The organism is Paenalcaligenes hominis, assembly GCF_011927625.1.
GTDB lineage: Bacteria > Pseudomonadota > Gammaproteobacteria > Burkholderiales > Burkholderiaceae_B > Paenalcaligenes > Paenalcaligenes hominis.
Genome location: NZ_JAATIZ010000002.1, coordinates 547,884 through 573,841 on the forward strand (window position 1 = coordinate 547,884; position 25,958 = coordinate 573,841).

At 50.5% G+C, this 25,958-nt stretch carries 25 protein-coding genes; 22 read left to right on the forward strand and 3 right to left on the reverse strand.

Annotated features, from left to right (window positions below; genetic code table 11):
* Positions 1-19: 19 nt before the first annotated feature.
* Positions 20-1,207: a D-alanyl-D-alanine carboxypeptidase family protein gene (locus GGR41_RS06660; protein ID WP_167661160.1), complete on the reverse strand. Its 1,188-nt coding sequence runs from the start codon at positions 1,205-1,207 to the stop codon at positions 20-22.
* Between the two features lie 112 nt (positions 1,208-1,319).
* A complete protein-coding gene (locus GGR41_RS06665; protein ID WP_167661161.1) occupies positions 1,320-1,988 on the reverse strand; it encodes an alpha/beta hydrolase in 669 nt (222 codons plus the stop codon).
* 61 nt (positions 1,989-2,049) lie between these two features.
* On the opposite strand from GGR41_RS06665, the gene GGR41_RS06670 reads away from it, so the two are divergent.
* From GGR41_RS06670 to galU, 4 genes are read left to right on the forward strand one after another with little or no spacing between them, the layout of a single operon-like run.
* Positions 2,050-2,952, forward strand: a complete 903-nt coding sequence (locus tag GGR41_RS06670) for a biotin--[acetyl-CoA-carboxylase] ligase (protein ID WP_338112422.1) — start codon at positions 2,050-2,052, stop codon at positions 2,950-2,952.
* Positions 2,949-3,752, forward strand: a complete 804-nt coding sequence (locus tag GGR41_RS06675; protein ID WP_167661162.1) for a type III pantothenate kinase — start codon at positions 2,949-2,951, stop codon at positions 3,750-3,752. The genes GGR41_RS06670 and GGR41_RS06675 overlap by 4 nt, the downstream gene beginning before the upstream one ends.
* A gap of 12 nt (positions 3,753-3,764) precedes the next feature.
* A complete protein-coding gene (locus GGR41_RS06680) occupies positions 3,765-3,923 on the forward strand; it encodes a hypothetical protein (protein WP_167661163.1) in 159 nt (52 codons plus the stop codon).
* A 14-nt stretch (positions 3,924-3,937) separates the two neighbouring features.
* Positions 3,938-4,774 carry a UTP--glucose-1-phosphate uridylyltransferase GalU gene (gene galU, locus GGR41_RS06685; protein ID WP_167661164.1) on the forward strand — a complete coding sequence of 279 codons (837 nt, stop codon included), beginning with the start codon at positions 3,938-3,940 and terminating at the stop codon, positions 4,772-4,774.
* On the opposite strand, the gene GGR41_RS06690 is transcribed toward galU, so the two are convergent.
* On the reverse strand, positions 4,775-5,218 hold the full coding sequence (locus tag GGR41_RS06690) for a MarR family winged helix-turn-helix transcriptional regulator (protein ID WP_229711033.1): 444 nt from the start codon (positions 5,216-5,218) through the stop codon (positions 4,775-4,777). It lies immediately after the preceding gene.
* A 196-nt stretch (positions 5,219-5,414) separates the two neighbouring features.
* Between GGR41_RS06690 and GGR41_RS06695 the strand changes: the two genes are divergently transcribed.
* From GGR41_RS06695 to GGR41_RS06780, 18 genes are all read left to right on the forward strand, one after another.
* On the forward strand, positions 5,415-7,631 hold the full coding sequence (locus tag GGR41_RS06695; protein ID WP_167661165.1) for a thiamine pyrophosphate-dependent enzyme: 2,217 nt from the start codon (positions 5,415-5,417) through the stop codon (positions 7,629-7,631).
* Between the two features lie 18 nt (positions 7,632-7,649).
* Positions 7,650-9,158 (forward strand): indolepyruvate oxidoreductase subunit beta family protein, encoded by a 1,509-nt coding sequence (locus tag GGR41_RS06700; RefSeq protein ID WP_167661166.1) that lies wholly within the window; start codon positions 7,650-7,652, stop codon positions 9,156-9,158.
* A 178-nt stretch (positions 9,159-9,336) separates the two neighbouring features.
* Positions 9,337-9,855 carry a MarR family winged helix-turn-helix transcriptional regulator gene (locus GGR41_RS06705; protein ID WP_077734304.1) on the forward strand — a complete coding sequence of 173 codons (519 nt, stop codon included), beginning with the start codon at positions 9,337-9,339 and terminating at the stop codon, positions 9,853-9,855.
* A gap of 115 nt (positions 9,856-9,970) precedes the next feature.
* Positions 9,971-10,426 (forward strand): acyl-CoA thioesterase, encoded by a 456-nt coding sequence (locus GGR41_RS06710; RefSeq protein ID WP_167661167.1) that lies wholly within the window; start codon positions 9,971-9,973, stop codon positions 10,424-10,426.
* Positions 10,427-10,551: 125 nt separating this feature from the next.
* Entirely contained in the window at positions 10,552-12,867 is a 2,316-nt protein-coding gene (locus GGR41_RS06715; protein ID WP_167661168.1) for a bifunctional salicylyl-CoA 5-hydroxylase/oxidoreductase, read from the forward strand.
* A gap of 11 nt (positions 12,868-12,878) precedes the next feature.
* Positions 12,879-14,006, forward strand: a complete 1,128-nt coding sequence (locus tag GGR41_RS06720; protein ID WP_167661169.1) for a cupin domain-containing protein — start codon at positions 12,879-12,881, stop codon at positions 14,004-14,006.
* 55 nt (positions 14,007-14,061) lie between these two features.
* The gene (locus GGR41_RS06725; RefSeq protein ID WP_167661170.1) at positions 14,062-14,985 is read left to right on the forward strand and encodes a fumarylacetoacetate hydrolase family protein; all 924 of its coding nucleotides are present in this window, start codon (positions 14,062-14,064) and stop codon (positions 14,983-14,985) included.
* A gap of 10 nt (positions 14,986-14,995) precedes the next feature.
* Positions 14,996-16,027 (forward strand): carbon-nitrogen hydrolase family protein, encoded by a 1,032-nt coding sequence (locus GGR41_RS06730; RefSeq protein WP_167661171.1) that lies wholly within the window; start codon positions 14,996-14,998, stop codon positions 16,025-16,027.
* A 67-nt stretch (positions 16,028-16,094) separates the two neighbouring features.
* A complete protein-coding gene (locus GGR41_RS06735; protein ID WP_167661172.1) occupies positions 16,095-16,880 on the forward strand; it encodes a cyclase family protein in 786 nt (261 codons plus the stop codon).
* A gap of 347 nt (positions 16,881-17,227) precedes the next feature.
* A complete protein-coding gene (locus GGR41_RS06740; protein ID WP_167661173.1) occupies positions 17,228-18,199 on the forward strand; it encodes a PDR/VanB family oxidoreductase in 972 nt (323 codons plus the stop codon).
* A gap of 14 nt (positions 18,200-18,213) precedes the next feature.
* Positions 18,214-19,527, forward strand: a complete 1,314-nt coding sequence (locus GGR41_RS06745; RefSeq protein ID WP_167661174.1) for an aromatic ring-hydroxylating dioxygenase subunit alpha — start codon at positions 18,214-18,216, stop codon at positions 19,525-19,527.
* 29 nt (positions 19,528-19,556) lie between these two features.
* Positions 19,557-20,039: an aromatic-ring-hydroxylating dioxygenase subunit beta gene (locus GGR41_RS06750; protein WP_167661175.1), complete on the forward strand. Its 483-nt coding sequence runs from the start codon at positions 19,557-19,559 to the stop codon at positions 20,037-20,039.
* 9 nt (positions 20,040-20,048) lie between these two features.
* On the forward strand, positions 20,049-21,680 hold the full coding sequence (locus GGR41_RS06755; RefSeq protein WP_167661176.1) for an AMP-binding protein: 1,632 nt from the start codon (positions 20,049-20,051) through the stop codon (positions 21,678-21,680).
* The gene (locus GGR41_RS06760; protein WP_167661177.1) at positions 21,677-22,846 is read left to right on the forward strand and encodes a thiolase family protein; all 1,170 of its coding nucleotides are present in this window, start codon (positions 21,677-21,679) and stop codon (positions 22,844-22,846) included. The genes GGR41_RS06755 and GGR41_RS06760 overlap by 4 nt, the downstream gene beginning before the upstream one ends.
* Positions 22,843-23,250 (forward strand): Zn-ribbon domain-containing OB-fold protein, encoded by a 408-nt coding sequence (locus GGR41_RS06765; RefSeq protein WP_077734292.1) that lies wholly within the window; start codon positions 22,843-22,845, stop codon positions 23,248-23,250. The genes GGR41_RS06760 and GGR41_RS06765 overlap by 4 nt, the downstream gene beginning before the upstream one ends.
* A 2-nt stretch (positions 23,251-23,252) precedes the next feature.
* Positions 23,253-23,981 carry an SDR family NAD(P)-dependent oxidoreductase gene (locus GGR41_RS06770; protein ID WP_167661178.1) on the forward strand — a complete coding sequence of 243 codons (729 nt, stop codon included), beginning with the start codon at positions 23,253-23,255 and terminating at the stop codon, positions 23,979-23,981.
* A gap of 119 nt (positions 23,982-24,100) precedes the next feature.
* Positions 24,101-24,634, forward strand: a complete 534-nt coding sequence (locus GGR41_RS06775; RefSeq protein ID WP_244951439.1) for a TRAP transporter small permease — start codon at positions 24,101-24,103, stop codon at positions 24,632-24,634.
* 20 nt (positions 24,635-24,654) lie between these two features.
* On the forward strand, positions 24,655-25,944 hold the full coding sequence (locus GGR41_RS06780) for a TRAP transporter large permease (protein ID WP_077734289.1): 1,290 nt from the start codon (positions 24,655-24,657) through the stop codon (positions 25,942-25,944).
* The last annotated feature ends 14 nt before the right edge of the window (positions 25,945-25,958 follow it).

Genomic DNA, 25,958 nt, shown 5'->3' on the forward strand with positions numbered 1-25,958 from the left:
AAGTGAAAAGAGCGGTCAATTAGTTAAACCACATGCGAACCTTGTCGACCATACGCCCCACAAAGCCGGCTTGAGGCACATTTTCTAAGGCCAATAACGGCACATTAGCTAGTGTGTGATCCTCTAGGCTAAATGTGACATTGCCTACTTGCTGGTCTTGGGCGACGGGTGCCATTAACGGTTGAGCATAGTGTGCCGTGGGTTTGATGTCATTAGAGCGACCTCGTGGGACTGTTACCCATACCGACTGTTTTAAACCTAAACCCACGTTTTCGGTTTCGCCTTCCCAGATACGAGCATTCACAATCGGCTCGTTAGGCTTGTAAAGCTCTACCGTATCAAAGTTCTGATAGCTCCAATTTAAAAGCTTTAAGCTGTCTTCGGTACGAGCGGCATCATTGGCTGTGCCCGTCACCACCGTAATAATTCGACGACCGTCGCGTAAGGCAGTGGTCACTAAGCCATACCCCGCTGATTTCGTATGACCGGTCTTTAAGCCGTCTACAGTGGTATCTAACCATAACAAGCGATTGCGGTTTGGTTGATTGATTTTGTTATAGAGGTATTCTTTTTGGCTGTAATAATGCACATGCTGGGGAAAGCGGGTGACTAAATTTTTAGCCAAAATGCCTAAATCACGCACTGAGGTGAGGTGATCAGGGTGCGGTAAACCACTGCCATTTTCAAAATGCGTGTTGCTTAACCCTTGGCGCTTAGCCTCCTCGTTCATCAATGCAGCAAAGGCTTCCTCGCTACCAGAAATGGTTTCTGCTAACACCACCGTGGCGTCGTTACCCGACTGCACAATCATCCCTTGCAATAGCTCGTTGACAGTGACTTGTGTATTAGGATTTAAAAACATACGTGACCCTTCAGTACGCCACGCATTTTCAGATACCGTCACTTCTTGATCTAGACTTAATCGACCGGCTTCGATCGCATCAAAGACTAAATAGGCTGTCATGAGCTTGGTCAGTGAGGCTGGCTCAATACGCTCATCAATATTATGGGCCGCGATAATTTGCTCGCTATTTGCATCTAAGCTCAACCACGCCTTAGCGCCTAAGGTGGGAGCAGGAATCGTAGATAGCTCGCTGACAAGTGTGGGGTTTGAGGCTAGCTCTTGGGCTACCGAGAGCAAAGGCACAAAAGCTAGGCTTAGCGCCGCCACGTAGCGGCGTAAGGAAATTCGACCGTTGTTAAACATAATTCGACGTCATTAATAAGGAGCAAAAGAAAGTGTGTACCATTATAGGCACGGCATTCGGTGCTAAGAATGGCTAAAGAGGAATTGGTACGCTACGTTTTGTAACAAAACCCTACGACTCGGCACGCATCAAACCTAATTGCCATTGAGCCGCCACTAATTCGCGTAGCAAAATCAGTTTGCCATGGAAAAAATGCCCGGCAGCAGGAATAACAGTGACGGCTAAATCGTGGGTTTGGGCAAACTCCATGGCTTCGTCTACTGGTACGACCTCGTCATCGGCCCCATGCACTAGGTAGGTATGGGCCGGCACCTCGAGTGCATCCACAAACAGAAAACGCTTTACCGCACACCCAGCCAAAACCAAATGCAGTGGAGTGGCTAAGCCTGTCTGTTTTAATAAAGTATATAACTGTGCTGCTACCGAGGTTCCGAATGAAAACCCACCTAATAAGAAAGGGTGGCGTGCTATATCGGGAAATTGCGCTTGAAACTGCACGACTAGCTCGTACATATCCAGCGTTTCACCATGACCGTGATCAAAGGTGCCTTCAGAGGCGCCCACCCCTCGGAAATCAGGCCGTACTACAACTAAGCCTTGAGTCGTAGCGGCGCGGCTCATGGTGGTAATGACTTTATTATTCCGTGCGCCCCCGTGCAAAGGATGGGGATGCAATAACAAAACCCAACCTCGAATAGGTTGATGGGTTTCGGGCCAGTCCATTGCGCAATCAATGCGCCCTGCTTTGCCCTCGAACTGAATAGTCTGCATACGTTCCATGTCTAAAATGCCATAATAGGAGTAATGTGTTTTATTTTAACTAAATCTACGTATCGTGCCTGTGAACATCCGTTTACCCTCGAAGCCCTACCCTGCCGCTCTTGGTCTAGATGATCCCACTATGATCATTCAACAACTTCAAAGCTTGCTTCCTTTTTTCCCTACGCTACGCTGGGTCGAGCGTACTGATTCCACCAACGCAGATCTCTTAGAGCTAGCGCGTGCTGGCTCGGGCCAACTGATTCGCCCTTGGCTGCTTGGCGCCCATCTGCAAGACCGCGGCCGAGGCCGTGCCGGACGCACATGGGAAAACCGCCGTGGGGGGCACCTCATGTTTTCCTGTGCCTTTGATATTTTCTTGCCTGCACGGCAATTAGCCACCTTATCACCATTGGCTGGCGTCGCTGCTACCGAAGCACTTCGTGCTTTACTACCCATCCAAGACGCACACAAACTGACCATGAAATGGCCTAACGATATCTTGTGGCGCGGTGGCAAACTCGCTGGCATTTTGACCGAGGTCACCCGGGCGAGTACGTCTCCATTAAGCGCGGATCACCATGTAGTGATCATCGGCATTGGGGTTAATCTTAACGATGCCAAAGCGCTCAGTCATGCATTGAATCGACATGTGGCAGACTGGGCCGATGTGGTGAGTGAATCCCCCAGTCTAAAGGACATCAGCGCCGCCGAACTGGCGGCCTCGATTGCCAAAAGCTGGTATCAAGCTCTGAATGATGTCACCGCCTATGGGTTTAAGGATCTGCCCACCCGTTATAAGAAAGTGGATGGCTTATGGGACAAATCCTTGTCCATTATCGATAACGATCAAATTCTTCTCGAAGGGGTGGGGGCAGGCATCAACGAGTACGGTCAGTTGCTATTGCGGCGCTCGGGCCAAACTCATGCGATTTCTGTAGGTGAGGTTTCTGTGCGCCCCACTAAGCCTGAGTCGACGGTATGAATTTATTGATAGACATCGGTAACACACGCATTAAATTTGGTTATGCACTGGCTACTGGGGAACGCTGTGTACAGCATACCCTAGCCGTCATTCCCCAAGACCTAGATCAATTTGTGCCTTGGCTGCAACACCACGGCTTACAACCCAAGCGCGCCCTATTAATTTCTGTCGCCAAAGCCGATGTGGAACAACAAGTGCTTCAGGTGCTGCAGGGCATAGGGTGCGACATAATTTGGCTGGATGCCACCCAGCCCTGTGATCGCTTACGCAATGGCTACGATCAGCCTAGCCAGCTTGGTGCCGATCGGTGGCTATCACTGATTGGTGTCCTCGTACATCATCATGCTTTAGCGCGCCCCATCGTACATGCCAGCTTTGGTACGGCCACAACAGTAGATACCATTCGTGCCGCCACTTCGACCGAGTCCGCTCTTTTCCAAGGCGGTCTCATCTTGCCAGGCCCACAGCTCATGTACGAGGCACTGGCCACAAAAACAGCTAAACTGGGGCAAGGCTCAGGGGGGCTGTTAGATTTTCCGACCCATACCCGAGCCGCTATCAGCACAGGAATTGCCGCCGCTCAAGCGGGTGCCGTGCTACGGCAATGGCAACTCGCCTTAGACTTAGGTCTTGGTGTACCGTTATTGGTGTGCAGCGGGGGCGGTTGGGCGCTTATCCAAACAGAAATGGAACAAGCGTACCAGCAACGCCAACGCCAACTGCAACTGGCACCCGAAGCGCTGCGCTACCAACCCACTCCGGTCTTAGATGGTTTAGCCTATATGACAACGCAGTGCTAAAAAGGATCTCGTATGCGTACTTTTGCCCTATTTTTAGTCATCGTTAACCTGTTTTTACTGGCTTATGGTCAAGGTTTTTTTGGTGTTGCGCCTAGTGAATTAGGCCGTAGCCCATCACCTAAGCCTTTTTTTAATCATGCCAACATTCATATTGGCTCCTCTCAACCTTAACTCGGTCTTTTCGTATGAAACCTATTCGCAAAGCTGTTTTCCCCGTTGCTGGTTTAGGCACCCGCTTTCTTCCTGCTACCAAAGCCATGCCCAAGGAAATGCTGCCCATCGTGGATAAGCCCTTGATTCAATACGCGGTCGAAGAAGCCATTGCCGCCGGTGTCACTGAGTTGATTTTTGTGACAGGTCGCAATAAACGCGCAATTGAAGACCATTTTGACCGTATGCCAGAATTGGAAGCCGAGCTCGCTGCCAAGCAAAAGCACGCCCTGCTTGATATCGTTCGTAACGTACTTCCGCCTCACATTAGCTGTATTTATACACGCCAAGCCACACCTAAAGGCTTAGGCCACGCCGTTTTATGCGCTGCCCCCATCGTCGGCAACGAACCTTTTTTGGTATTATTAGCCGATGATTTAATCGACGCCGAGCCCTGTGTTTCGTTGCAAATGGTCGAGGCCGCACATCAAAACAATGGCAGTGTGATTGCGGTACAACAAGTGGCTTTAGAGCACACCGACAAGTACGGGATTGTGTCAGGCCAAGCGGTAAACGGACAGACCATGCGTTTGAATGGCATTGTTGAAAAACCAGCACCCGAGGTCGCACCAAGCCGCTCGGCAGTGGTGGGACGCTATGTATTAGAACCAGAAATTTTTGAACATTTACGCCAAACCACACCCGGCGTAGGTGGCGAAATTCAATTAACCGATGCGATTGCGAGCCTGCTAAAAGAACAACCGGTGTTTGGCTTCAACTACAACGGTACGCGCTACGATTGCGGGAGCAAAGAGGGCTTTTTTCAAGCTACGGTTGAGTTCGGCCGCAAATACCATCAACTCAAGGTCTAGTTATTCGTCGACGCGATTTTCTAAAATCAATCGACGCAATGTCGCTTTTAGCGCCTCCACATCTAACGGTTGGAGGCGTTCTATAACTTCGGATTCGTGTTTTTTAGCTTGTTCTATCAAGCCTGAAATCAGCACCCGTCCAGGCTCTGTAATTTCCACTAATGACACGCGCCTATCCCCATTATGTGCCACACGGTGCACATAACCTGCATTTACCATTTTATCTACTACTCGCGTCACCGTTGGCTGCTTGCTTGTGGCAATACGGGCTAATTGGCCTACGCTGACCACCCCTGCCCCAGACAAAATGGATAGCACACGCCATTCGGTAATCGATAATCCGTTTTTCTGCACCACTTGATGAAACTCAGTCGAAATGATTTGACTGGCTTGGGCCAGTAACGCTGGCAAGTAATTATCTACAAAAATCGCTTCGGTATTCACACGCACCCTAACTATCTAAAAATTGCTTATGCATAACTGTAAATTGGGTTCACTATACCTAAGCTACGCCTATTTCGCTCTTTTTTAAACAAAACGATGCGCCTAGGGAAAACCATTACTATTCATATGTTGAGAACTAAACATATTCATATGAAAATAATAGGTATCGAATCAGAAGCATTATGAGGAGGACAACATGGCTGAAAGATCATTTGTCGAGGAAGTCAAAAAACTGCGCCTAGGCGATGGCGAAGTCTTTAGTGGTGAAGGCATTTTGGCGGTGACCAAAGCCTTATTAGAGTCAGGCGTATCGTATGTGGCTGGCTATCAAGGTGCGCCCATTTCTCATCTTATGGATGTGTTGGCAGACGCCCAAGATATCTTGACCGAGCACGGTATTCGCTTTGAAAACAGCGCATCCGAAGCCACGGCAGCAGCCTCGTTGGCGGCCTCGGTCAACTACCCCTTGCGTGGTGCGGTCACCTTTAAGGCCACAGTAGGCACCAACGTGGCTTCTGATGCTTTAGCCAACTTGGCTTCGGGCGGCGTTAAAGGCGGCGCTTTGATCATCGTCGGTGAAGACTACGGCGAGGGGTCCTCCATCATGCAAGAGCGCAGCCATGCTTTTGCCATGAAATCCCAAATGTGGATGCTGGATCCGCGCCCTAACCTGCCTTGCATTGTGCAAGCAGTTAAAGATGGTTTCGATTTATCCGAAGCTAGCAACACTCCCGTTATGTTGCAACTACGCATTCGCGCTTGTCACGTTCATGGGCAGTTTGTGGCCTCCGACAATAAAGCAGCGAAATTCTCCCTTAAAGAAGCCATGGAGCACCCCGAACGCGATGTAGATCGTATTGTGTTGCCTCCGGCAAGCTTCCTACACGAAAAAGAAAAAGTCGAGCAACGTTGGCCTGCTGCGATTAAGTTCATTGAAGAGCGTCAGCTCAACGAATTTTTTGGCGATGAACACGATGACGTCGGCTTAATTATTCAAGGTGGTGGCTACAACAGCGCTATTCGCGCCCTAGAGCACCTGGACCTGGCCGATGTGTTTGGCGAGTCCAAAATCCCCCTTTACGTCATGAATGTGGCGTATCCGCTGATTGACTCCGAGCTCATTCGCTTCTGTGAGGGCAAACGCGCCGTGTTGGTCCTCGAAGAAGGCCAACCTAACTTCGTCGAGCAAAATATTGCGGCGATTTTAAATCGCACCGATTTAGAGGTAGCGCTACACGGTAAAGACTTTTTGCCCATGGCTGGCGAATACAACACCCAAACCATGTTGAAAGGGATTCGTGCTTTCTTAGAGCATTACGGCCGAATTGAACCAATCCCTGCACCCAAACCGCGTGTCGTGCCTCGCACCGAAGACACTGGTAGCACCGTTAAGGTAGAGGTAGCCCAGCTGAATGACGTGGTTGAAGCCGCTGAAGTCAAACCGATGGGTTCGCTCGATGAAAACGTGCATGCACGTCCGCCTGGGTTTTGTACAGGTTGCCCTGAACGCCCCATCTTTACGGCCATGAAGCTAGTAGAGCGCGAGCTTGGCGAGCATCACGTCAGTGCCGATATTGGTTGTCATCTCTTTTCTATTTTGCCTCCGTTTAATCTAGGCAACACCACGATGGGCTATGGCTTAGGTGGGGCCGCAGCGTCCGCATTAAATACGACTAGCAGTAAAAAACGGGCGATCTCTGTCATGGGCGATGGCGGTTTTTGGCATAACGGCTTAACCAGCGGCATTGCAAACTCGGTCTTTAATCAAAGCGACAACTTAACGATTGTGGTGGACAACAGTTACACCGCGGCCACAGGTGGTCAAGATATTTTGTCCTCTAAGGCTAAAAATGAAACGCGTAGCACGGGCCACTTAATTGAAAAAGCGGCTCGTGGGGTGGGGGTCAATTGGTTGCAAACGGTGAAACGCACCTACGACCTTAAAGCCATGACCAACACACTCCGAGAAGCCCTAACCACTTCGGTTAAAGGCCCCAAGGTAGTGATTGCCCAAAGTGAATGTATGTTGAACCGTCAACGTCGCGAGCGCGGCCAAGTCCGCAAAGCGGTGGCAGCCGGTGAGCGCGTCGTACGTGAGCGTTTTGGTGTGGATCCCGATACCTGTACTGGCGATCACTCTTGTATTCGTTTATCGGGTTGTCCTTCTTTGTCTATTCGCCCTAACCCCGATCCTTTACGTACCGATCCCGTGGCAACAGTAATGAATAGCTGTGTAGGCTGTGGGCTCTGTGGGGAAGTCTCGCATGCCGCCATCTTATGTCCGTCTTTTTACAGAGCGCAGATTATCAGCAATCCCACCTCTATGGATTCCTTCCGAGAGAAATGGCGTCGCCGTATTATCAGCTGGTTCCAGCGCCGTAGTGCCGCTAAGCGCGACCAATACGCTTTTTAAATCGCTAAAGGATGCATCATGCAAGTTAAACCCATCAAAATTGCTATTCTCGCCATGGGTGGCGAAGGCGGGGGCGTACTCGCCAACTGGATTGTTAGCCTAGGGGAAAACAATGGCTATATTGCGCAAACCACGTCCGTGCCGGGTGTCGCGCAACGCACGGGCGCTACTATTTACTATGTAGAGCTTTTCCCTAAAAGTTTGGCCAATACCCAAAAGGCTCCCGTCTTGGCGCTGATGCCGATGCCGGGTGATGTCGATGTGGTCTTAGCTTCCGAGCTTATGGAGGCCGGCCGTGCGGTTCAGCGTGGTCTAGTCACCCCAGATCGCACCACTCTGATCACCTCTACCCACCGTGTCTACTCTATTGCTGAAAAGATGGCGATGGGTGATGGGCGTGTCGATAGCGATAGCCTCATCCATCACACCCGTGCAGCGGCAAAACAATTTATCCATTTTGACATGGCTCAGGTGGCAGAAGACTCGGGTAGTGTGATTAGTGCGGTCCTATTTGGCTCGCTCTCGGCATCGGGCGTTTTGCCTTTTAGCCGCGAACAGTTCGAGCAAACCATCGAGCGAGGTGGTGTAGGGGTAAAGCCCAGCCTACGTGCTTTTGGCAACGCCTATGCGCATGTAGGTAATCGTGACCAAGCCGATAGCGTCGAAGACAATGCCTTGCCTAATATGGCGACGATTCAGCCCAAACACCCTCAAGTCGCGGCGTTGATTGATCGAGTACGCCAGCACTTTGCCCCAACCGTACAGCCCTTTGTGGCCGAAGGGGTACGACGTTTAATTGATTTCCAAGATATCGCCTACGCCGAGCTCTACGTCGACCGCCTTCTTAGCGTCCAACAAAAAGCCCATGCCGATGATCACAAGCTCATGCAAGAAACGGCGCGCTATTTGGCCTTGTGGATGTCATTTGAAGACGCGGTGCGCGTAGCCGAACTAAAAACCCGAGCCAGTCGCTTTGAGCGGGTGCAAAAGGAAGTCCGCTTGAATGAGGGTCAAATCCTCACCATCAATGAATACATGCATCCTCGTGTCGAGGAGATTAGCGAAATTATTCCTAATGTGCGTCTAGGTCGTTGGCTACTTAACTCAAAATCGTGGGGACATAAGCTGCTGCGCAAGTTCACCCAAGAAGGCCGGGTCATACAGACCAGTTCCTTACGTGGGTTTCTGCTTTTAAATACCTTGGGCGGCCTACGACGCTGGCGTCGTAAATCGCTGCGATACCAAGTAGAACAAGAGCGTATCAGCCAGTGGTTACAGCGCATTGAACAGCATGCCACTGCTCACCCCGCGTTAGCACTCGAAATTGCACGTACCCAGCGTTTAGTGAAAGGCTATGGCGACACGCACTTACGTGGGCTGAAAAACTTCCACACCGTCATGACGGCCCTAGACCAGCATCAAAGCCGGGTTTCACCTCAAATCTTAGAAACCTTACGTGATGCGGCATTGGCTGATGAGCACGGCAAAGCCTTAGAGAAGCAGCTGAATGCTTATGCATTAATCTAAGCAAAAGGCGATTTCTTATGGTTAACGATAGGGGTTTAATTGCTTCACTACTAAACTATTTATAGTAGAATACTTTTTAAACTTTCAGCATTGATCAGCGAAACGGAATGATTCCGTCACTACAGTTAACCGTCACAGATCGCCCACATGGCCTGTTGATGCAGAGGAACACTTAACCATGAAGCAAAATGCAGCGCACTACGACGAGGTCTTAGAACAAAATCACGACAGTGGCTACGAAGGCCGCTTAGGGCCTAAAGACCCGGCTAGTCTACGTTTGTGGCTACGTCTCATGACATGCACCAAACAAATAGAAGATGAAATTCGTCGTCGCTTACGCGTCAACTTCGACATCTCTTTAGCGCGCTTTGACTACATGGCTCAGCTCTACCGCTATCCAGATGGCTTAAAAATGGGTGAGTTATCTCGCTATTTAATGGTCACAGGCGGCAACGTTACCGGTCTGACCGATGAGCTCGCTCGCGAGGGGCTGGTGTCTCGCGAAAGCAGCCCTACCGACAGGCGGGCTTGGTTATTGCGACTTACCCCAAAGGGTAAAAGCACCTTTGAGCAAATGGCGAAACAGCACAATCAATGGGTTACCGAGCTCTTCGAAGGTCTGGACCACGATGCCGTTGAACACATCCATCAGCAACTGGCGCAGTTACGTGTGCATTTATTGTCTTTAATCAAATAAGACACCCTCTAATTCATGATAAAGCTTTGGTTTGGGTTTGCGCATCCCGTCTGTTTAACCCAAACCTTGATTAACTCACAGTGCGACACGCACATCTTGTTACGAAGGGACAAGCATGGGATCAAAGCTGTATACCAAAGAACATCGCATTCGGTTTTCTGAGTGCGATCCAGCAGGCATTGTGTTCTACCCTCAGTATTTCGTTATGTTTAACAACCTAATGGAACAGTGGGTCGATACGATGATTCCTGGTGGGTTTAATGGCTTAATTGCTAAACACAAAATCGGCATGCCTACTGTGCACCTAGAGGCCAACTTTCGTTCTATTAGCCAAATGGGCGACGATGTCACCCTAAGCCTAGGCGTTAAAAAAATTGGCAGTCGTTCATTGCATTTGCATTTGCAGTGTGTTGGTCATGACGGTGTATTGCGCATGGAGGTCAACCAAGTCATTGTGACGACCTCCCTTATCACCCACCAAGCCGCCCCTGTGCCCGAGTTTTTACGCGAGCCTATGCAAGCTTTCTTGCTACCTCAGGTCGCCGCAACTGCGGACTCATGTCAGGCTTAATTCAGGAGAACAGGTATATTTTTTGTGGTTTTTATTTACGCAATTAGTTTACCTGTATACTATTTATTAATAAATATACTTAGCTGAATTTGATTAGCTAAGTGTCATAACCATACGGAACAGTTATGAAAATCGTATGTATAGGTGGAGGCCCAGCAGGTCTGTATTTTGGCTTGCTGATGAAATTACAAAATCCTGATAACCACATTGTGGTGGTAGAGCGCAATCGCCCTTATGACACCTTTGGTTGGGGCGTGGTGTTCTCTGATGCCACGATGGAAAACTTGCGTGAAGCCGATCCGGTTTCAGCGCAAACCATTGGCGATGCATTCAACCATTGGGACGATATTGAAACCCATTTCAAAGGGCGCGCTATTCGCAGCAAAGGCCATGGTTTTATTGGCATTGGTCGTAAAAAGCTACTGAACATTTTGCAAGCACGTTGCGAAGAAGTGGGCGTTGAGCTCGTCTTTGAAACCAATGTGGAAGACGAACAAGACATAGCTCGCCGCTATCAAGCCGATCTTGTGATTGCCTCCGATGGTATTAACAGTCGCATTCGCAACAAACACCCCGAAAGCTTCAAACCCGATATTGACGAGCGTCACTGTCGCTTTGTATGGCTAGGGACTAAAAAGGTCTTTGATGCGTTTAATTTCATTTTTGTAGAAAACGAACACGGCTGGTTTCAAGCGCATGCTTATCGCTTTGAGGACGGCATGTCGACCTTTATTGTTGAAACCCCGCATGAAACCTGGGCCAAGGCCGGCATTGAAAACATGAGCCAAGAGGAAGGTATTAAATACTGCGAAGACCTCTTTGCCCCCTACCTAGATGGCAACCCATTAGTCAGTAACGCCACGCATTTACGTGGTTCAGCCATTTGGATTCGTTTCCCCCGCGTCATCTGCAACAACTGGGTGCATTGGGAAAACATAGATGGCAAGAATGTGCCCTTTGTTTTGATGGGTGACGCCGCCCATACTGCACACTTTTCCATTGGCTCTGGCACCAAGCTCGCTCTTGAAGACGCAATCACCTTAGCCAATCACCTCAAGCAAGACGAGTCCTTAGAGCAGGCGCTAGAACAGTACAGTGCAGAACGCAGCATTGATGTATTACGTATTCAAAATGCAGCGCGCAACTCCACGGAATGGTTTGAAAACGTGGCACGGTATGCCAATATGGCGCCCGAGCAGTTCACCTATTCCATGCTGACTCGCTCCCAACGCATTTCTCATGAAAACTTGCGTTTGCGCGACCCCGCAGGCATTACCGAATTTGAGCGTTGGTTTGCTACCCAAGCCGGTATGCAGCTCGGCGCGGATCAAACCCCACCGCCCCCTATGTTCACGCCCTTTAAACTGCGTGATCTGACACTGAAAAATCGCATTGTGTTTTCACCGACTTTAACTTACAGCGCTAAAGATGGCGTAGTTAATGATTTCCATGAAGTGCATTATGGCGCGCGCGCCTTGGGCGGAGCGGCGTTAGTGATGGCGGAGATGACCGCGGTGACCCCCGACGGGCGTGTTACCCCAGGCTGCGCCGGCTTGTGGAATGACGACCATACCACAGCGTGGTCTGACGTGGTCAAGGCGATTCACTCAGGTCAAGCCTTAGCGGGAATTCAACTGGGCCACGCCGGTCGTAGAGGTTCCACCCAAGTCGGTTGGGAACAAGCCAATCGACCCTTAGCCAGTGGCAATTGGGATCTGGTGTCTGCTTCGGCCTTACCGTACGACGCTAACAGCGCTTGTCCTACTGAAATCACGCGCGCCCAAATGGATACCATTCGCGATGCTTTTGTGGCGGCCACTCAACGGGCGGATGCCGCCGGTTTTGACTGCCTAGAGCTCCAAGCAGCGCATGGTTATTTGTTATCGAGCTTTATTTCTCCCTTAACGAATCAGCGTAGTGATGAGTACGGCGGTAGCCTAAGCAACCGTTTGGCTTACCCCCTTGAGGTCTTTAACGCCATGCGGGCCGTGTGGCCAGCTCACAAACCGTTGTTTGTGCGTATTTCTGCTACGGATTGGGCCGAAGGCGGCACGAGCGTCGACGAGGCAGTAGAGATTGCACGCTGCTTTAAAGCGGCCGGTGCTGATGTCGTGGACGTCTCTAGCGGTGAAGTTGTCAGCGAACAAAAACCCATTTATGGTCGTATGTATCAGACCCCGTTTGCAGACCGCGTTCGCAACGAAGTGGGTATAGCAAGTATGGCTGTCGGTGCTATCTTAGAGGCCGACCATGCCAACAGTATTATTGCAGCAGGACGCGCCGATTTGTGTGCGTTATCCCGCGCCTTTTTAGCCAACCCCAACTGGCCCTTACACGAGGCTGCTAAGCTCGGCTATCACGACATCCAGTGGCCAGCACAATATCAATGGGGTCAAGACTGGCTCGAAAGACAAGAAAATCGCCCTGTATTACAAGGCTAAGGAGACAAGTAATGACTCAAGATCGTTATGACATCTATAAAGAAGACGTGATCGGCCGCGCTAACGTAACCGATACGCCCGAACTGGTGCAGTATTACAAAGACCTCGAGCAATTTGAGGCCGGCGCGTTATGGAACGTTGCCAACAAAATTGAACCGTGGGAGCCCAAATCCCAGTCAGTGCCTGTGCTATGGCGCTACAGAGATTTACGTGACTACGTACTGCGTTCCGTCGATTTAGTCACCCCTGAACAAGCAGGTCGTCGCGTTATTTATTTAAACAACCCAGGCCGTCAGGATGTGTCTGCCGCAGTGGGCTGGTTGTACTCGGGCTTACAAGTGATGCATCCTGGCGAGGCCGCTTCCGCCCACTCTCACTCTTCTTCTGCCTTGCGCTTCATTATGGAAGGCTCTGGTGCTTACACTGTGGTCGACGGCCATAAAATGACCTTGGGTGCCAATGACTTTGTATTGACTCCCAATGGGGCATGGCACGAACATGGCGTTAGCGCCGAAGGCAGCACCTGCATTTGGCAAGACGGTTTGGATATTCCCTTGGTAAACGCCATGGAGGCCGGTTTTTATGCCGTGCACCCAGATCTATCGCAGGCAGTGACCTACCCCGTCAATGACGCGTCCCATATCTGGGGCGGGCCGGGGTTAAAGCCTACCTTGCACGACTGGCAGAAGCCCTACTCACCGCTTTTGAAATACGAGTGGGAACCTACCTACGAAGCCCTGTTGCGTTACTCTAAAGTCACTGATGGCAGCCCGTTTGATGGCATTATCATGGACTACACCAACCCCTTAACCGGCGGACCAGTCATGGCCACCATTGGGGCTAGCATGCAAATGCTGCGTCCTGGCGAGCACACTAAAGCCCACCGTCACACAGGTAGCATTATGTACCAAGTGGCCAAGGGCGAAGGCTACTCCATCATCAATGGCAAACGCTTTGATTGGCGCGAGCGAGATATTTTCTGCGTGCCCTCATGGATGTTCCACGAGCACGTCAACGGTTCTAGCAGCGAAGACGCTTGCTTGTTCTCATTCCATGACCTGCCTGTGATGCGCGCGCTTAATTTGTATTTCGAAGAAGCGCTTGTCGATAACAATGGTCACCAAATCATTACTGAATAACTACTGAATCTAACGCGCTGCCGCAACAGCGCGCCATGTACTAACGGAGATAAAAATGCGTCTTGTTACTTTCCGCAGCGATGTGACTGCTCCAGCTCGTTTAGGTGCTCTTGTCGACGACCTCGTTGTTGATCTATTTGAATTTGGTCTTGCTATTGGTCAGCCTCTGCCCGACAACATGTTGGACTTTATCGACATGGGTCCAGGTGCCGTTGCAACCACCAGCCAACTTCTGAAAGAGTATGCTGACGAGCTACCTTTAGGCGTAGCCGTACCCGTAGCAAACGTGAAGCTACTCGCACCTATCCCCCGTCCACGCAAAAACATCTTCGGTATTGGTTTGAACTACGTAGAGCACGTAGCTGAATCCAGCCGCACTCTAGATACCTCTAAAGAGCTACCCAAACAGCCGGTTATCTTCTCTAAGCCTCCTACCACTGTAGTAGGCCCCGATGATGCCATTGAGCACAACAAAAATATCACTCAGCAAATGGACTGGGAAGTCGAATTGGCTGTCATTATGGGCACACGTGCTAAACGCGTGAAAAAAGAGGACGCCCTCAACTACGTTTTCGGCTATAGCGTCATGCTAGACGTAAGCGCCCGCGACTGCCGTCGTGCGGGTCAGTGGATTTACTCTAAAGGTCAAGACACTTACGCCCCCTTTGGTCCCGTGATTGTCACCGCCGACGAGCTCGTTGATCCCCATAACCTTAACCTCAGCCTCACACTGAATGGCGTGACCAAGCAAAGCTCCAACACAAAACACATGCTATTTAATGTGAACGAGTTAGTGGCCGACATCAGTGCAGGTATTACCTTAGAACCAGGTGACATCATTGCCACCGGTACCCCCGAGGGTGTAGGCGCAGGTCGCGATCCCCAAGAATGGATGTGGCCAGGCGATGTCGTAGAAGCCACTGTCGAAGGCATTGGTACGCTACGCAACCCGATCGTTGACGTTACCCCTGCTAAATAAGGAGCAATGCGTGCTTGAATTACCTAAATTCAAAGCGGCCGCGGTTCAAACTGCGCCGGTGTTTTTAGACACCGACGCCACCATTGAAAAAGCATGCCGCTTTATTCATGAAGCTGCCGACAACGGGGCTCAGCTGGTTGCCTTCCCCGAGGTATTCGTATCAGCGTACCCCTACTGGAGCTGGGTCATGAACCCAGTCGAGGCCAGCCCTTGGTTTGAAAAACTGGTGCTTTCCGCCATCGAAGTGCCGGGCCCTGAAATTCAAAAAGTCGCACAAACAGCACGTCAACGTGGTGTCAACGTGGTCATTGGTGTGAACGAACGCAATCCCAACAGCTTTGCCACCATCTATAACACGCTGGTCACGATTAACCACGAGGGTCGTATTATTGGCCGCCATCGCAAGCTAGTGCCTACCTGGGCAGAAAAGCTAACTTGGGCGCCCGGTGATGCCTCCTCGATGCGGGTACACAAGACCAATATTGGCCCCTTGGGTTCCTTAGCTTGTGGTGAAAACACCAACACCTTGGCGCGGTTTAGTTTGTTAGCTCAGGGTGAAATGATCCACACCGCTAACTATATTGCCCTTCCTGTAGCCCCTAAAGACTACGACATGGCCGAAGCCATTCGTTTACGTGCAGCAGCGCATTGTTTTGAGGGCAAAGTCTTTACGGTCGTGTCTTGTTCTACCATTTCCGAAGAAATTGTAGAGCTCATGAGTGCGACGCACCCCGAAGCGCGCGAGCTACTTGCACGCAAAAACAGTGCGTTTTCTGGCACGATTGGCCCTGATGGTCGTACCGTAGGCGAAGCATTAATTGACGACGAAGGCATTGCCTATGCCGACATCGACCTAAACCGTTGTATTCAACCGCGTCAAATGCATGACATCACCGGTCACTACAACCGATTTGATGTGTTTGACTTAAAGGTCAATCGCCGTGCGCTTAGCGCAGCGACGTTTACCAACGATCAGTTTTGTGCCGATGAGCTCAACCCCGACGACGCAGATCCTACCTTTGGTCGTGACACTGACGTCTAACTAAAAATAAAGGGCGTGCGATGTACGCGCCCCTCTTTCCCTGCATCTAACATGACGAGGAGACTCCATGAGCAACGTTTTACACCTAATTACCCAAGCCCTAGACAACCAAGAAGTTAAAGTCATTGACCTTACCCACACACTTAACGAGTCGTTTCCGGCTTTGCAATTGCCCGAGCAATTTGGTCAAACCGTCGGTTTTTCCAAGCAGCGCATCAGCCATTACGATGAGCAAGGTCCAGGTTGGTACTGGAACAATTTCACCTGTGGTGAGCATACCGGTACGCACTTTGATGCACCGGCCCACTGGATTTCTGGGCGTGAGCATGCAGAAAACACCGTAGATACGATTCCAGCCGAACACTTTATTCGCCCTGCCGTCGTCATTGACGCCAGTGCAGAAGTGGCGCAAGACGACAACTGGATTCTCACGCCCGAGTTTCTCCAAGCGTGGGAAGCCAAGCATGGCAAAATTCCTGCGCGTTCCTGGGTGTTGTTACGTACCGATTGGTCCAAGCGCTTAGAGCAAAGCGCGGAAGCCTATGTCAACATGAAAGAAAACGGTCCTAACACCCCCGGCCCATCTCAAGAAGCCGTCGAATGGCTCATTAATGAAAGAGATGTGCATGGCTTTGGTGTGGAAACCATTAATACCGACGCGGGTCAGTCCTATGCCTGGCCCTTACCTTATCCGTGTCACTCATTAATGCATGGCGCCAACCGCTACGGCTTGCAGTGTTTAAAAAACCTGGATCAATTACCGGCTACGGGTGCTCTGATTCTCTCGGCCCCGTTAAAAATTGAAGACGGCTCTGGCAGCCCTTTACGGGTTTTGGCCTTAGTCACCGCCTAAATCACATCGCGTCATTTAACAGAACCCCTAACTAGGGGTTCTTTTTTTTGTCGATCAAAACCAAACCGCATCCAACTTTTCTTGCTATTGGCTTGCCTATAACGTGTGCATTCGTCCTAATGGTTTTCCATTATATTCCTGGGAATATATTGATTACTAAACTATTCATCAATAGAATAACTCACATATTAAGAACTATTTTGTGATGACCACACTGAACGCGCTCACTTTCATCCCAAGGCGAAGACCCGCTAGAGCGTTACCCCCATAATCCCTCATGGGTTCAAGCGCTTTGTCTATGTTGACGGATCAGTCTGTGTTCATTACACGCATACACGAGGCAAATTATGCAACCTTTTGAACTCATCGTCCGTGAAACAAAGCTCGTTTCCCCATTGATTCGTGAGCTAATCCTAGAGGCACCTAAGGCCGCGGCATTACCCGCTTTTACGGCAGGTTCACATGTAAAGGTCCATATTCCCGAGCTCAACGATCATCGCTGCTATTCCTTAATCGTGACTGACTCTGACTATGACTGGGCTCAGGCTCCTAACCAGTATCGCTTAGGCATACGTCTTGAAGAAGACGGCCAAGGTGGCTCCCAATTTATGCATCAGCTGCAAACAGGTGATGTTCTGCATGTAGAAGGCCCTGTTAATGATTTTCCCTTGCACGACGCGCAGCCCAACGAACCTGAACTGGTTCTGATTGCAGGCGGGATTGGTATTACACCTATTGCTAGCATGGCACAGCAGCTTCAACAGCAAGGTCGTGCGTTTAGTCTGCATTACAGCGCACGCACCAAAGATCAACTGGCTTTTGCCGACGAGCTCGGTGCTCTACTTAACTCACAGCTCGTTTGCTATACCAACGATCAAAATAACTTTGATCTGACTCAGCTGTTCCAGACCCTTACCCCCAATCAACCTCTGTATGTATGTGGCCCTCAGGGCATGATTGACGCCGTCATCGCGTTAGCCAAAGAAAAAGGATGGGAGCGCGAACACGTTCATTTCGAGCTGTTCATTACCGCGGCCCCTTTGGAAGGCGATCAACCGTTTGAAGTAGAACTACGTCAATCCGGGCTCAGCTTTACCGTCCCTGCCGACAAAACCATTGTGCAAGTCCTAGAGGAAGCCGGTGAAGACCCCATGTACGACTGTTTACGCGGCGAATGTGGCGTGTGTACGGTCGATGTGCTCGAAGGCACCCCTGACCACCGTGACTACTTTTTAACAGACAAAGAAAAGCAAAGCGGCAAGGTTATTCAAATCTGTATCTCCCGCTCTAAATCCCCAAAACTCGTGCTTGATATGTAATAAGGGACGCCATTATGAATCACTATCGGAATAACCCCACGGCTCTGCGCCAACTAGTACGCGAGACGGAAATCCACAAAGACCTCTATATTGATGAAGAGGTGTTCCAACTGGAAATGGAACAGCTATTTGCTAATACATGGGTTTACGTTGGCCACGCCAGCCAAATTCCCAATAAGGGCGACTACTACACCACCACCATAGGCACCGAAGCTGTCATTATGGTGCGCCATACCGACAACAGTATTAAAGTCCTTTATAATCGCTGCCCCCATAAAGGCGTGAAAGTAGCGGGGGAAACCTGTGGCAATACAGGTAAGTTTTTCCGTTGTCCCTATCATGCCTGGACTTTCCGTACCGATGGGCGTCTTTTAGCTATTCCACTGAAAAAAGGCTACGAAGACACCGGTTTTGAATGCTCTGAAGCCAGCCAAGGCATGGCTCCGGTAGAAAATGTGGAAGTCTATCGCGATTTTGTATTTTGTCGTCTCAGCCCCGAAGGGGAAAGCTTTAGCGATTTTTTCGGTGAATCGCTAAGCACTATCGACAACATGGTAGACCGCTCTCCCGAAGGCAAGCTGGAAGTCGCCGGTGGTGTCATGCGCTACATGCATCACTGCAACTGGAAAATGCTGGTAGATAACCAAACCGACACCTGTCACCCCATGGTGGCACACGAGTCCTCAGCCGGCACCGCCATTAAAGTATGGGAAGATGCGCCCGAGGGCACACCTAAGCCCATGGCCGTCGAGCTTTTCGCTCCTTTTATGTCGCCCTACGAGTTTTTTGAAAACATGGGCATTCGTGTTTGGGAAAATGGCCACGGTCATACGGGCGTCTCGGACTCCATTCATGCGGAATACTCCGATATTGATGGCTACTGGGATCAAATGGTCGCCGCCTATGGCGAGGAACGCACCAAAGAAATTCTCGGTGATGTGCGCCACAACACGGTCTACTTCCCTAACATCATGATCAAAGGGCCGATTCAAACTCTGCGTTTATTCAAACCCATTGCCGCCGATAAAACCTTAGTGGAATCATGGACTTTCCGCTTAGTCGGTGCGCCAGACAAACTCTTAGAGCGCACGCTGATGTACAACCGTCTGATTAACGCGCCCACCTCTGTCGTGGGGCACGACGATTTAGAAATGTACGAGCGCGCCCAAGAAGCCTTGCATAGTCGTGGTCGCGATTGGATGAATGTCGGTCGCCTTTATGACCCTGCCGAAAAAGACCAAAAAAATGTCGTGGTAAATGGCACCAGTGAGATGCAGATGCGTGCTCAATTCCGGGCTTGGTTGAAATACATGAGTATCGAGGCCTAGGGCCACCCTTTGTCTATACAGGATTCATTATGACTGCCATTACTGCACAAGACCTCGTTGACTTTGTTTACCACGAGGCACGTCTTCTTGATGAGCTTGATTTTGAACAGTGGTTAGCTCTTTTTACTGAAGACGGTTACTACTGGATGCCGCTGACACATAATCAAACGGACCCCATCCTTGAGGCCTCTTTAATGTACGAGGACAAGCTATTGCTACAAGTACGTATCGAGCGTTTAGCAGGTCAACGTACTTTTTCTCAACAGCCCAAAAGTCGTTGCCATCACTTACTGCAACAGCCGCATGTTATCAACTTTGATGCAAATGCCTCAGAGCATCAGGTTCGCACCGCCTTTCATTACACAGAAACCCGAGGTGATAAACAAACCATGTATGTGGGCTGGAGCACCCATCATCTAGTCGTAGAAAACGGGCAATTACGCCAGCGCTTAAAGCGTGTGGATCTACTTAATTGCGATGCCCCTTTAGGCAATATTCAGCTGTTCATGTAGGAGATTTAGATGGGTTCAACGATTTACAGTGCCTTCAAACAGACCGCCACACGCTGGCCTACCCATGACTTTATGATGGTGTTGCCAGAAACGGCTGCCGTCTACGGCATTGAAGCCACCACGCTTAGCTATGCCCAAGCGTTGCTCGAAATAGACCGCTTGTCTGCCTTATACGAGCAAGCCGGGTATGGGCATGGTCATCGTGTCGGCATGCTATTAGAAAACCGCCCTGTGTTTTTCTTGCATTGGCTCGCACTTAATCGTCTGGGCGTCTCCATTGTTCCAATCAACCCCGACCTACGGGCAGCAGAGCTTGAATACCTCATTGGGCATTCTGAGATGCTATTGGCCGTGGCAACACCAAATCGCCATGCGGACTTGGCCGCAGCGGCCGCTCAGGCACAGCAACCCCTGGCGTTAATCACGCCCGACCAAACCCCACCACTAGCAAGCCAAGCACCACGCTGTGCGGGGCAGACGCTTAGCTTGGCAACAGAATGCGCCCTGATGTATACCTCTGGCACCACTGGACGCCCTAAAGGCTGCATGCTACCGAATGAATACTTTCATGATGCCGGCGATTGGTACGCTAGCATTGGCGGCCTAGCCATATTGCACGAGGGCACCGAGCGCATGCTCACGCCGCTGCCCTTGTTTCATATGAATGCATTGGCTTTTTCCGCCATGGCTATGATCAAAACAGGCGGCTGTTTAATCGTGTTAGATCGCTTCCACCCTCGCACATGGTGGGATTCAGTACGCCTTTCCCAAGCAACCGTGGTGCATTATCTAGGGGTGATGCCTGCGATTTTAATGAAACTTGAAGCCAGCTCTGCTGACCTAGAGCATAGCGTGCGCTTTGGTTTTGGCGCAGGGGTAGATGGCAGCCTGCATCAGCCTTTCGAGCAACGCTTTGGTTTCCCACTACTCGAAGCGTGGGCCATGACCGAAACTGGCTCGGGAGCCTGTGTCATTGCCAACACAGAACCGCGTTTTATTGGCACGAACTGCTTTGGTAAAGAAAGCCCAGACGTAGCTATTCGTTTGGTAGACGATGCCGGCCAAGACGTAGGCCCCGGGGAAAGCGGCGAGCTATTAGTACGCCACGCTGGCCCGAATCCACGCCGCGGTTTTTTTGCTGGCTATTGGAAAGACCAGCCCGCCACTGACGAAGCCTGGGCTGATGGCTGGTTTCACACTGGCGACATCGTACAGCGCGATGCGAACGGCTATTTGCATTTTATTGACCGCAAACGCAATGTGATTCGCCGTAGCGGTGAAAACATTGCTGCCGTTGAGGTAGAAAACGTAATGCAACAGCACCCCGCCATTCGTTCCATTGCGGTAGCTGCCGTGCCAGACGCCATCCGTGGTGACGAAGTGATGGCTCTTATTGTGCCTCATCAAACGCCGGTTAGCTTCGAGCAAAAACAACAGCTGGCTCATGATATTGTTACTTGGGGCCTGACCCAGTTGGCTTATTTTAAAGTGCCGGGCTACGTGATGTTCATTGAAAACTTGCCCTTAACGTCTACCAATAAGATCCAACGTGGTGAACTCAAAACGCTTGCCCTAGAGCTGGTTGAGCACCCTGAGTGCATTAATACCAATGCATTAAAGAAAAGACAGGAAATCGCATGAAGCGTATCCCCTATACCGATGTGGTGCTTGTGTGCCCTGTCACGGTGGCTTACGAGCGTTTTTCTGAAAAAAGCGCACACCAATGGCTTGGCACCGCATTAAAGCAGCTATTACAACAAAGCGGTCTCTCAAAGCAGGACGTCGATGGCGTGTGTGTGTCGAGCTTTACCTTAGGATCTGACACGGCCGTGGGTGTGATGCAGCACTTTCAAATGAGCCCACGGTTTTTAGAACATATCCCAATGGGAGGCGCCAGCGGCATTGTGGCCTTACGTCGTGCCGCCCGTGCCGTGCAATGCGGTGACGCCAACGTTGTAGCGTGTTTGGCAGGCGATACCAATCACCGCAATTCATTTAAAAATACCGTAAGTGGTTTTTCACGGTTTTCCCAAGACGCCGTGTACCCGTATGGCGCTGCTGGCCCTAATGGGAGTTTTGCTCTACTGACGGACTATTACATGCAGCACTACGGAGCCACCCGTGCTGATTTTGGCAAACTGTGCGTGGCTCAGCGTGACAATGCCTTGCGTAATCCGCATGCGCTGATGAAAAAGCCCTTAACCCTAGAACAATACCTTGAGGCACGGCCTATTGCCGAGCCGATCCACCTGTTTGATTGTGTGATGCCTTGTGCCGGTGCCGAGGGGTATTTGGTGATGCGACGCGAACAGGCTCAAACCCTACAGCTACCTTATGTGGAAATCTTATCCACTATCGAGCGTCATAATGCATTTGTGGATGACCCGGTGCAATATCGAGGTGGCTGGGCCATGGATATCGACGAACTCTACGATATGGCCCACGTACGGCCCGAACATATTGATTTTTTAGAAACCTATGACGATTATCCGGTGATTAATGTCATGCAGTTTGAGGACTTAGGTTTTTGTAAAAAAGGCGAAGGCCCACAGTTTGTCCGCGATCACAGTTTTACCATCGAGGGCAGTTTTCCCTTTAATACCTCGGGAGGGCAGCTTTCTGTGGGGCAAGCCGGAGCTGCTGGCGGTTATTTGGGCTTAGTTCAAGCCTTACGTCAGCTCACGCTAAGCGCGGCTGACACCCAAGTGCCAAATGCCACCATCGGTATGGTGTCCGGCTTTGGCATGATTAATTACGACCGCGGTATTTGCACAGCCGCCACGATTCTAAAACGAGGTCAAGCATGAGTTCCTCACTTCCTCCCCACGCCCGTAGCCCTGCCGCCGCTGGTCTAACCCAAGCCGCTCAGGCCGGCGACTTTGCTCTGCAAGTCTGCTCAGCCTGCCACACGGTGCAGTACCCTCCGCGTGATGTGTGTGGGCACTGCTTGCACGATGACTTGCCGTGGCAAACCGTTGCTAACCACGGTGTAGTGGTGGCTTCCAGTACGTTGCATCATAGCAATGAGCCGTACTTTCAAGACCAACTACCTTGGCGTATTGGTACCGTGCATTTGGACTGTGGCCCCGTTGTGATTGCTCATTTAAAAGACGCGTTGCAAACCGGCGACCCGACCCAACTGCGTTTAGAACTTGACGCCGCAAACGTGGGTGTGCTGGTGGCTTATGCACCGTCTCTCCATCAAGGATAATTATGCAAACTGACTATACCGTTGTCATTACTGGCGGCAGCACTGGCATTGGTGCTGATCTCTGTCACCATTACATTGAGGCGGGTTATACCGTCATTTCTCTGGCTCGTAAAACCCTAGATTGGGAACACGAACGCCTTGTGCAAATGCAAGTGGACTTATTAGACGAGGCCGCTACTGCCGCCGCTGCCACTACCATTGCGGCCCATCATCAGGTGACTCACTTCATTCATAATGCTGGGGTGATTTGGCCTAACTTGCTCGAAGACGTCAGTCTTAGCGAGCTCCAAGGGCTCACGCAAATCCACTTAGGCGCGGCGATTCAACTGATGCAAGCCTTCGTGCCACACATGCGTAGTCGTCAATTTGGGCGTGTGGTGTTTATGTCCTCTCGCGGCGCATTGGGGCTAGAAACCCGCAGCGCTTACTCCGCCACCAAAGCTGGCATGATAGGCATGGCACGCACGTGGGCGCTAGAGCTCGCTGACCAAGGCATCACCGTGAACGTGGTCGCGCCCGGTCCGATTCAAACCCCCATGTTCCATGACGTCGTGGACGCCGGCAGTGAACGCGAACAACAACTGGCCCAAGCTATCCCCGTGAAACGCTTAGGTCGAGTCGATGACATCCGGCGTGCTGTCCATTTTTTTGCTGATCCAGACAATAGCTTTGTTACTGGGCAAACCCTGTATGTATGCGGCGGTGCCAGCATTGGTACATTAAAAATCTAAGCGATTTAAGGGTTTTTTTCTATTCACTTGAATTTATTAAGTCTTAAACTATTTAAAACAAAACATCTCAATGAAAAGGCGTGTAAGTACACGCCTTCTTTATCATAAAAACAACCCTGATGTCCTCGTACGGAGACCACATGGACAACGACTTAATCGGTATGCAGTTAAAACGCTCCCAAGGTGGCCTCATACGCCTTGTCGAGACTCTGCTTGATGCCCTATGTGCCACCCTTCTTGTGTTAATGACGGTGATCACCACGGTAGACGTGGTGGGACGCTATGTATTACATGCTCCTGTGCATGGTGCCTATGAAAGTAACGAGCTTTTGCTCGGTATTTTAGTTTTTGCTGCGTTGCCAAGGGTGACATGGCATCAACAGCATTTAGCCGTCACCGCTTTAGGCAGCGCCCTCAGTCCTACCCTGAAACGGCTCCAAGAAAAAACCCTTTCTTTAGTGTCTGCGGTCTGTTTAGCGGTGCTCAGCTACTTTTTATGGCAACACGGCACGCAGCTCGCCAGTTATGGTGACATGAGCAACGCCTTAAGCTTACCCCTCGCCCCCTTTGCTTATGCTATTGCCATTTTTACTGCGATTTCTGCTGCAGCGGCCTTAGTCCATGTATTTTTACCCACCTCGGCACACCCCTAACCCACTACGGTTGACGCATTATGTTTGTTTCTTTACTTGGCTTAATCGCATTATTAGCCTGTCTTTTTGTGGGCCTACCTATTGCTTGGGGCATGCTGCTAATCGGTGTGATCGGTTTTAGTTTTTACACTGGCCTAGAGGCCGCCTTTACTATGGCGGCTCAAACCGCTTACGACACGGGGATGAGCTACAGTTTTACCGTTCTACCGTTATTCATTTTGATGGGGAACTTGGTCAATGCCTCTGGCTTATCGCGCGACCTCTACACCGCTGCTAATGCGTTTATTGGGCATTTACGGGGCGGGCTCGCCATGGCGACCATTCTAGCCTGTGGCTCATTTAGTGCGCTGTCAGGGTCTAGTATGGCGACTACTGCCGCTATGAGCCGGGTGGCTATGCCATCAATGCGCAAATACAACTACGACGATCGCCTCGCCACCGGTAGCATTGCCGCTGGCGGTACCTTGGGTATTTTGATCCCGCCTAGCGTCATTATGGTAGTCTACGGCATTTTGACTGAAACCGATATTGGCAAGCTCTTTGCTGCTGGGTTTTTGCCAGGCTTTTTGGCTATTTTGATGTATTTGGCCACAGTCCTTATCCTAACCACTTTTAACCCTAAACTGGGCCAACCTGGTGTTAAAAGCTCATGGGCGCAACGTCTACATGCCACAAAGGGCGTCTTTGCTATTACCGTCCTGTTTGTGGTGATTATGGGGGGCATTTACGGTGGCGTCTTTACCCCCACCGAAGCCGCTGGGATTGGGGCGTTTTGTACGTTTCTTATTACCTTAAAGCGACGCGGTTGGCAGCCTAAAGTGTATCTTACCGTGCTGGTCGAGGCCGCTCAGACCACAGCGGTGATGTTTGCATTAGTGATTGGCGCCCTTATTTTCACCAACTTTTTAACCGTCGCCGGCTTACCGAATCAGCTACTGGATTTTATTAAGACGCTTGATATGTCACCTTTGATGGTGATTTTCATGATCTGCCTGATTTACTTAGTATTAGGCTGCTTTCTAGAAACCATGTCCATGGTGATGCTAACAGTACCTATTTTTTACCCCATTGTGGCTTCCATGGGGTTTGATCTGGTCTGGTTTGGCATTATTGTGGTGGTCGCAGCTGAAATTAGCCTGATCACTCCACCATTGGGTTTGAATATTTTTATGATTAAAAATGTCATGCCGGATATTCCTTTACGTACGGTCATTTATGGCGTAACGCCGTTCGTCATTACCGACATCATTCGACTTGCTGTCTTGGTGCTGGTGCCATGGATAGTCATGGTAATACCCAACAGCATGTGACCCCTTTCTTTGCT

Bases quoted from the DNA above. Each gene is read 5' to 3' on its own strand.
- GGR41_RS06710 (WP_167661167.1), top strand. From the start codon at position 9,971: ATGGGATCAAAGCTGTATACCAAAGAACATCGCATTCGGTTTTCTGAG.
- GGR41_RS06665 (WP_167661161.1), bottom strand. From the start codon at position 1,988: ATGGAACGTATGCAGACTATTCAGTTCGAGGGCAAAGCAGGGCGCATT.
- GGR41_RS06755 (WP_167661176.1), top strand. From the start codon at position 20,049: ATGGGTTCAACGATTTACAGTGCCTTCAAACAGACCGCCACACGCTGG.
- GGR41_RS06770 (WP_167661178.1), top strand. From the start codon at position 23,253: ATGCAAACTGACTATACCGTTGTCATTACTGGCGGCAGCACTGGCATT.
- GGR41_RS06760 (WP_167661177.1), top strand. From the start codon at position 21,677: ATGAAGCGTATCCCCTATACCGATGTGGTGCTTGTGTGCCCTGTCACG.
- GGR41_RS06725 (WP_167661170.1), top strand. From the start codon at position 14,062: ATGCGTCTTGTTACTTTCCGCAGCGATGTGACTGCTCCAGCTCGTTTA.
- GGR41_RS06735 (WP_167661172.1), top strand. From the start codon at position 16,095: ATGAGCAACGTTTTACACCTAATTACCCAAGCCCTAGACAACCAAGAA.
- GGR41_RS06750 (WP_167661175.1), top strand. From the start codon at position 19,557: ATGACTGCCATTACTGCACAAGACCTCGTTGACTTTGTTTACCACGAG.
- galU (WP_167661164.1), top strand. From the start codon at position 3,938: ATGAAACCTATTCGCAAAGCTGTTTTCCCCGTTGCTGGTTTAGGCACC.
- GGR41_RS06675 (WP_167661162.1), top strand. From the start codon at position 2,949: ATGAATTTATTGATAGACATCGGTAACACACGCATTAAATTTGGTTAT.
- GGR41_RS06765 (WP_077734292.1), top strand. From the start codon at position 22,843: ATGAGTTCCTCACTTCCTCCCCACGCCCGTAGCCCTGCCGCCGCTGGT.
- GGR41_RS06695 (WP_167661165.1), top strand. From the start codon at position 5,415: ATGGCTGAAAGATCATTTGTCGAGGAAGTCAAAAAACTGCGCCTAGGC.
- GGR41_RS06780 (WP_077734289.1), top strand. From the start codon at position 24,655: ATGTTTGTTTCTTTACTTGGCTTAATCGCATTATTAGCCTGTCTTTTT.
- GGR41_RS06775 (WP_244951439.1), top strand. From the start codon at position 24,101: ATGTCCTCGTACGGAGACCACATGGACAACGACTTAATCGGTATGCAG.
- GGR41_RS06660 (WP_167661160.1), bottom strand. From the start codon at position 1,207: ATGTTTAACAACGGTCGAATTTCCTTACGCCGCTACGTGGCGGCGCTA.
- GGR41_RS06680 (WP_167661163.1), top strand. From the start codon at position 3,765: ATGCGTACTTTTGCCCTATTTTTAGTCATCGTTAACCTGTTTTTACTG.
- GGR41_RS06700 (WP_167661166.1), top strand. From the start codon at position 7,650: ATGCAAGTTAAACCCATCAAAATTGCTATTCTCGCCATGGGTGGCGAA.
- GGR41_RS06715 (WP_167661168.1), top strand. From the start codon at position 10,552: ATGAAAATCGTATGTATAGGTGGAGGCCCAGCAGGTCTGTATTTTGGC.
- GGR41_RS06745 (WP_167661174.1), top strand. From the start codon at position 18,214: ATGAATCACTATCGGAATAACCCCACGGCTCTGCGCCAACTAGTACGC.
- GGR41_RS06740 (WP_167661173.1), top strand. From the start codon at position 17,228: ATGCAACCTTTTGAACTCATCGTCCGTGAAACAAAGCTCGTTTCCCCA.
- GGR41_RS06720 (WP_167661169.1), top strand. From the start codon at position 12,879: ATGACTCAAGATCGTTATGACATCTATAAAGAAGACGTGATCGGCCGC.
- GGR41_RS06705 (WP_077734304.1), top strand. From the start codon at position 9,337: ATGAAGCAAAATGCAGCGCACTACGACGAGGTCTTAGAACAAAATCAC.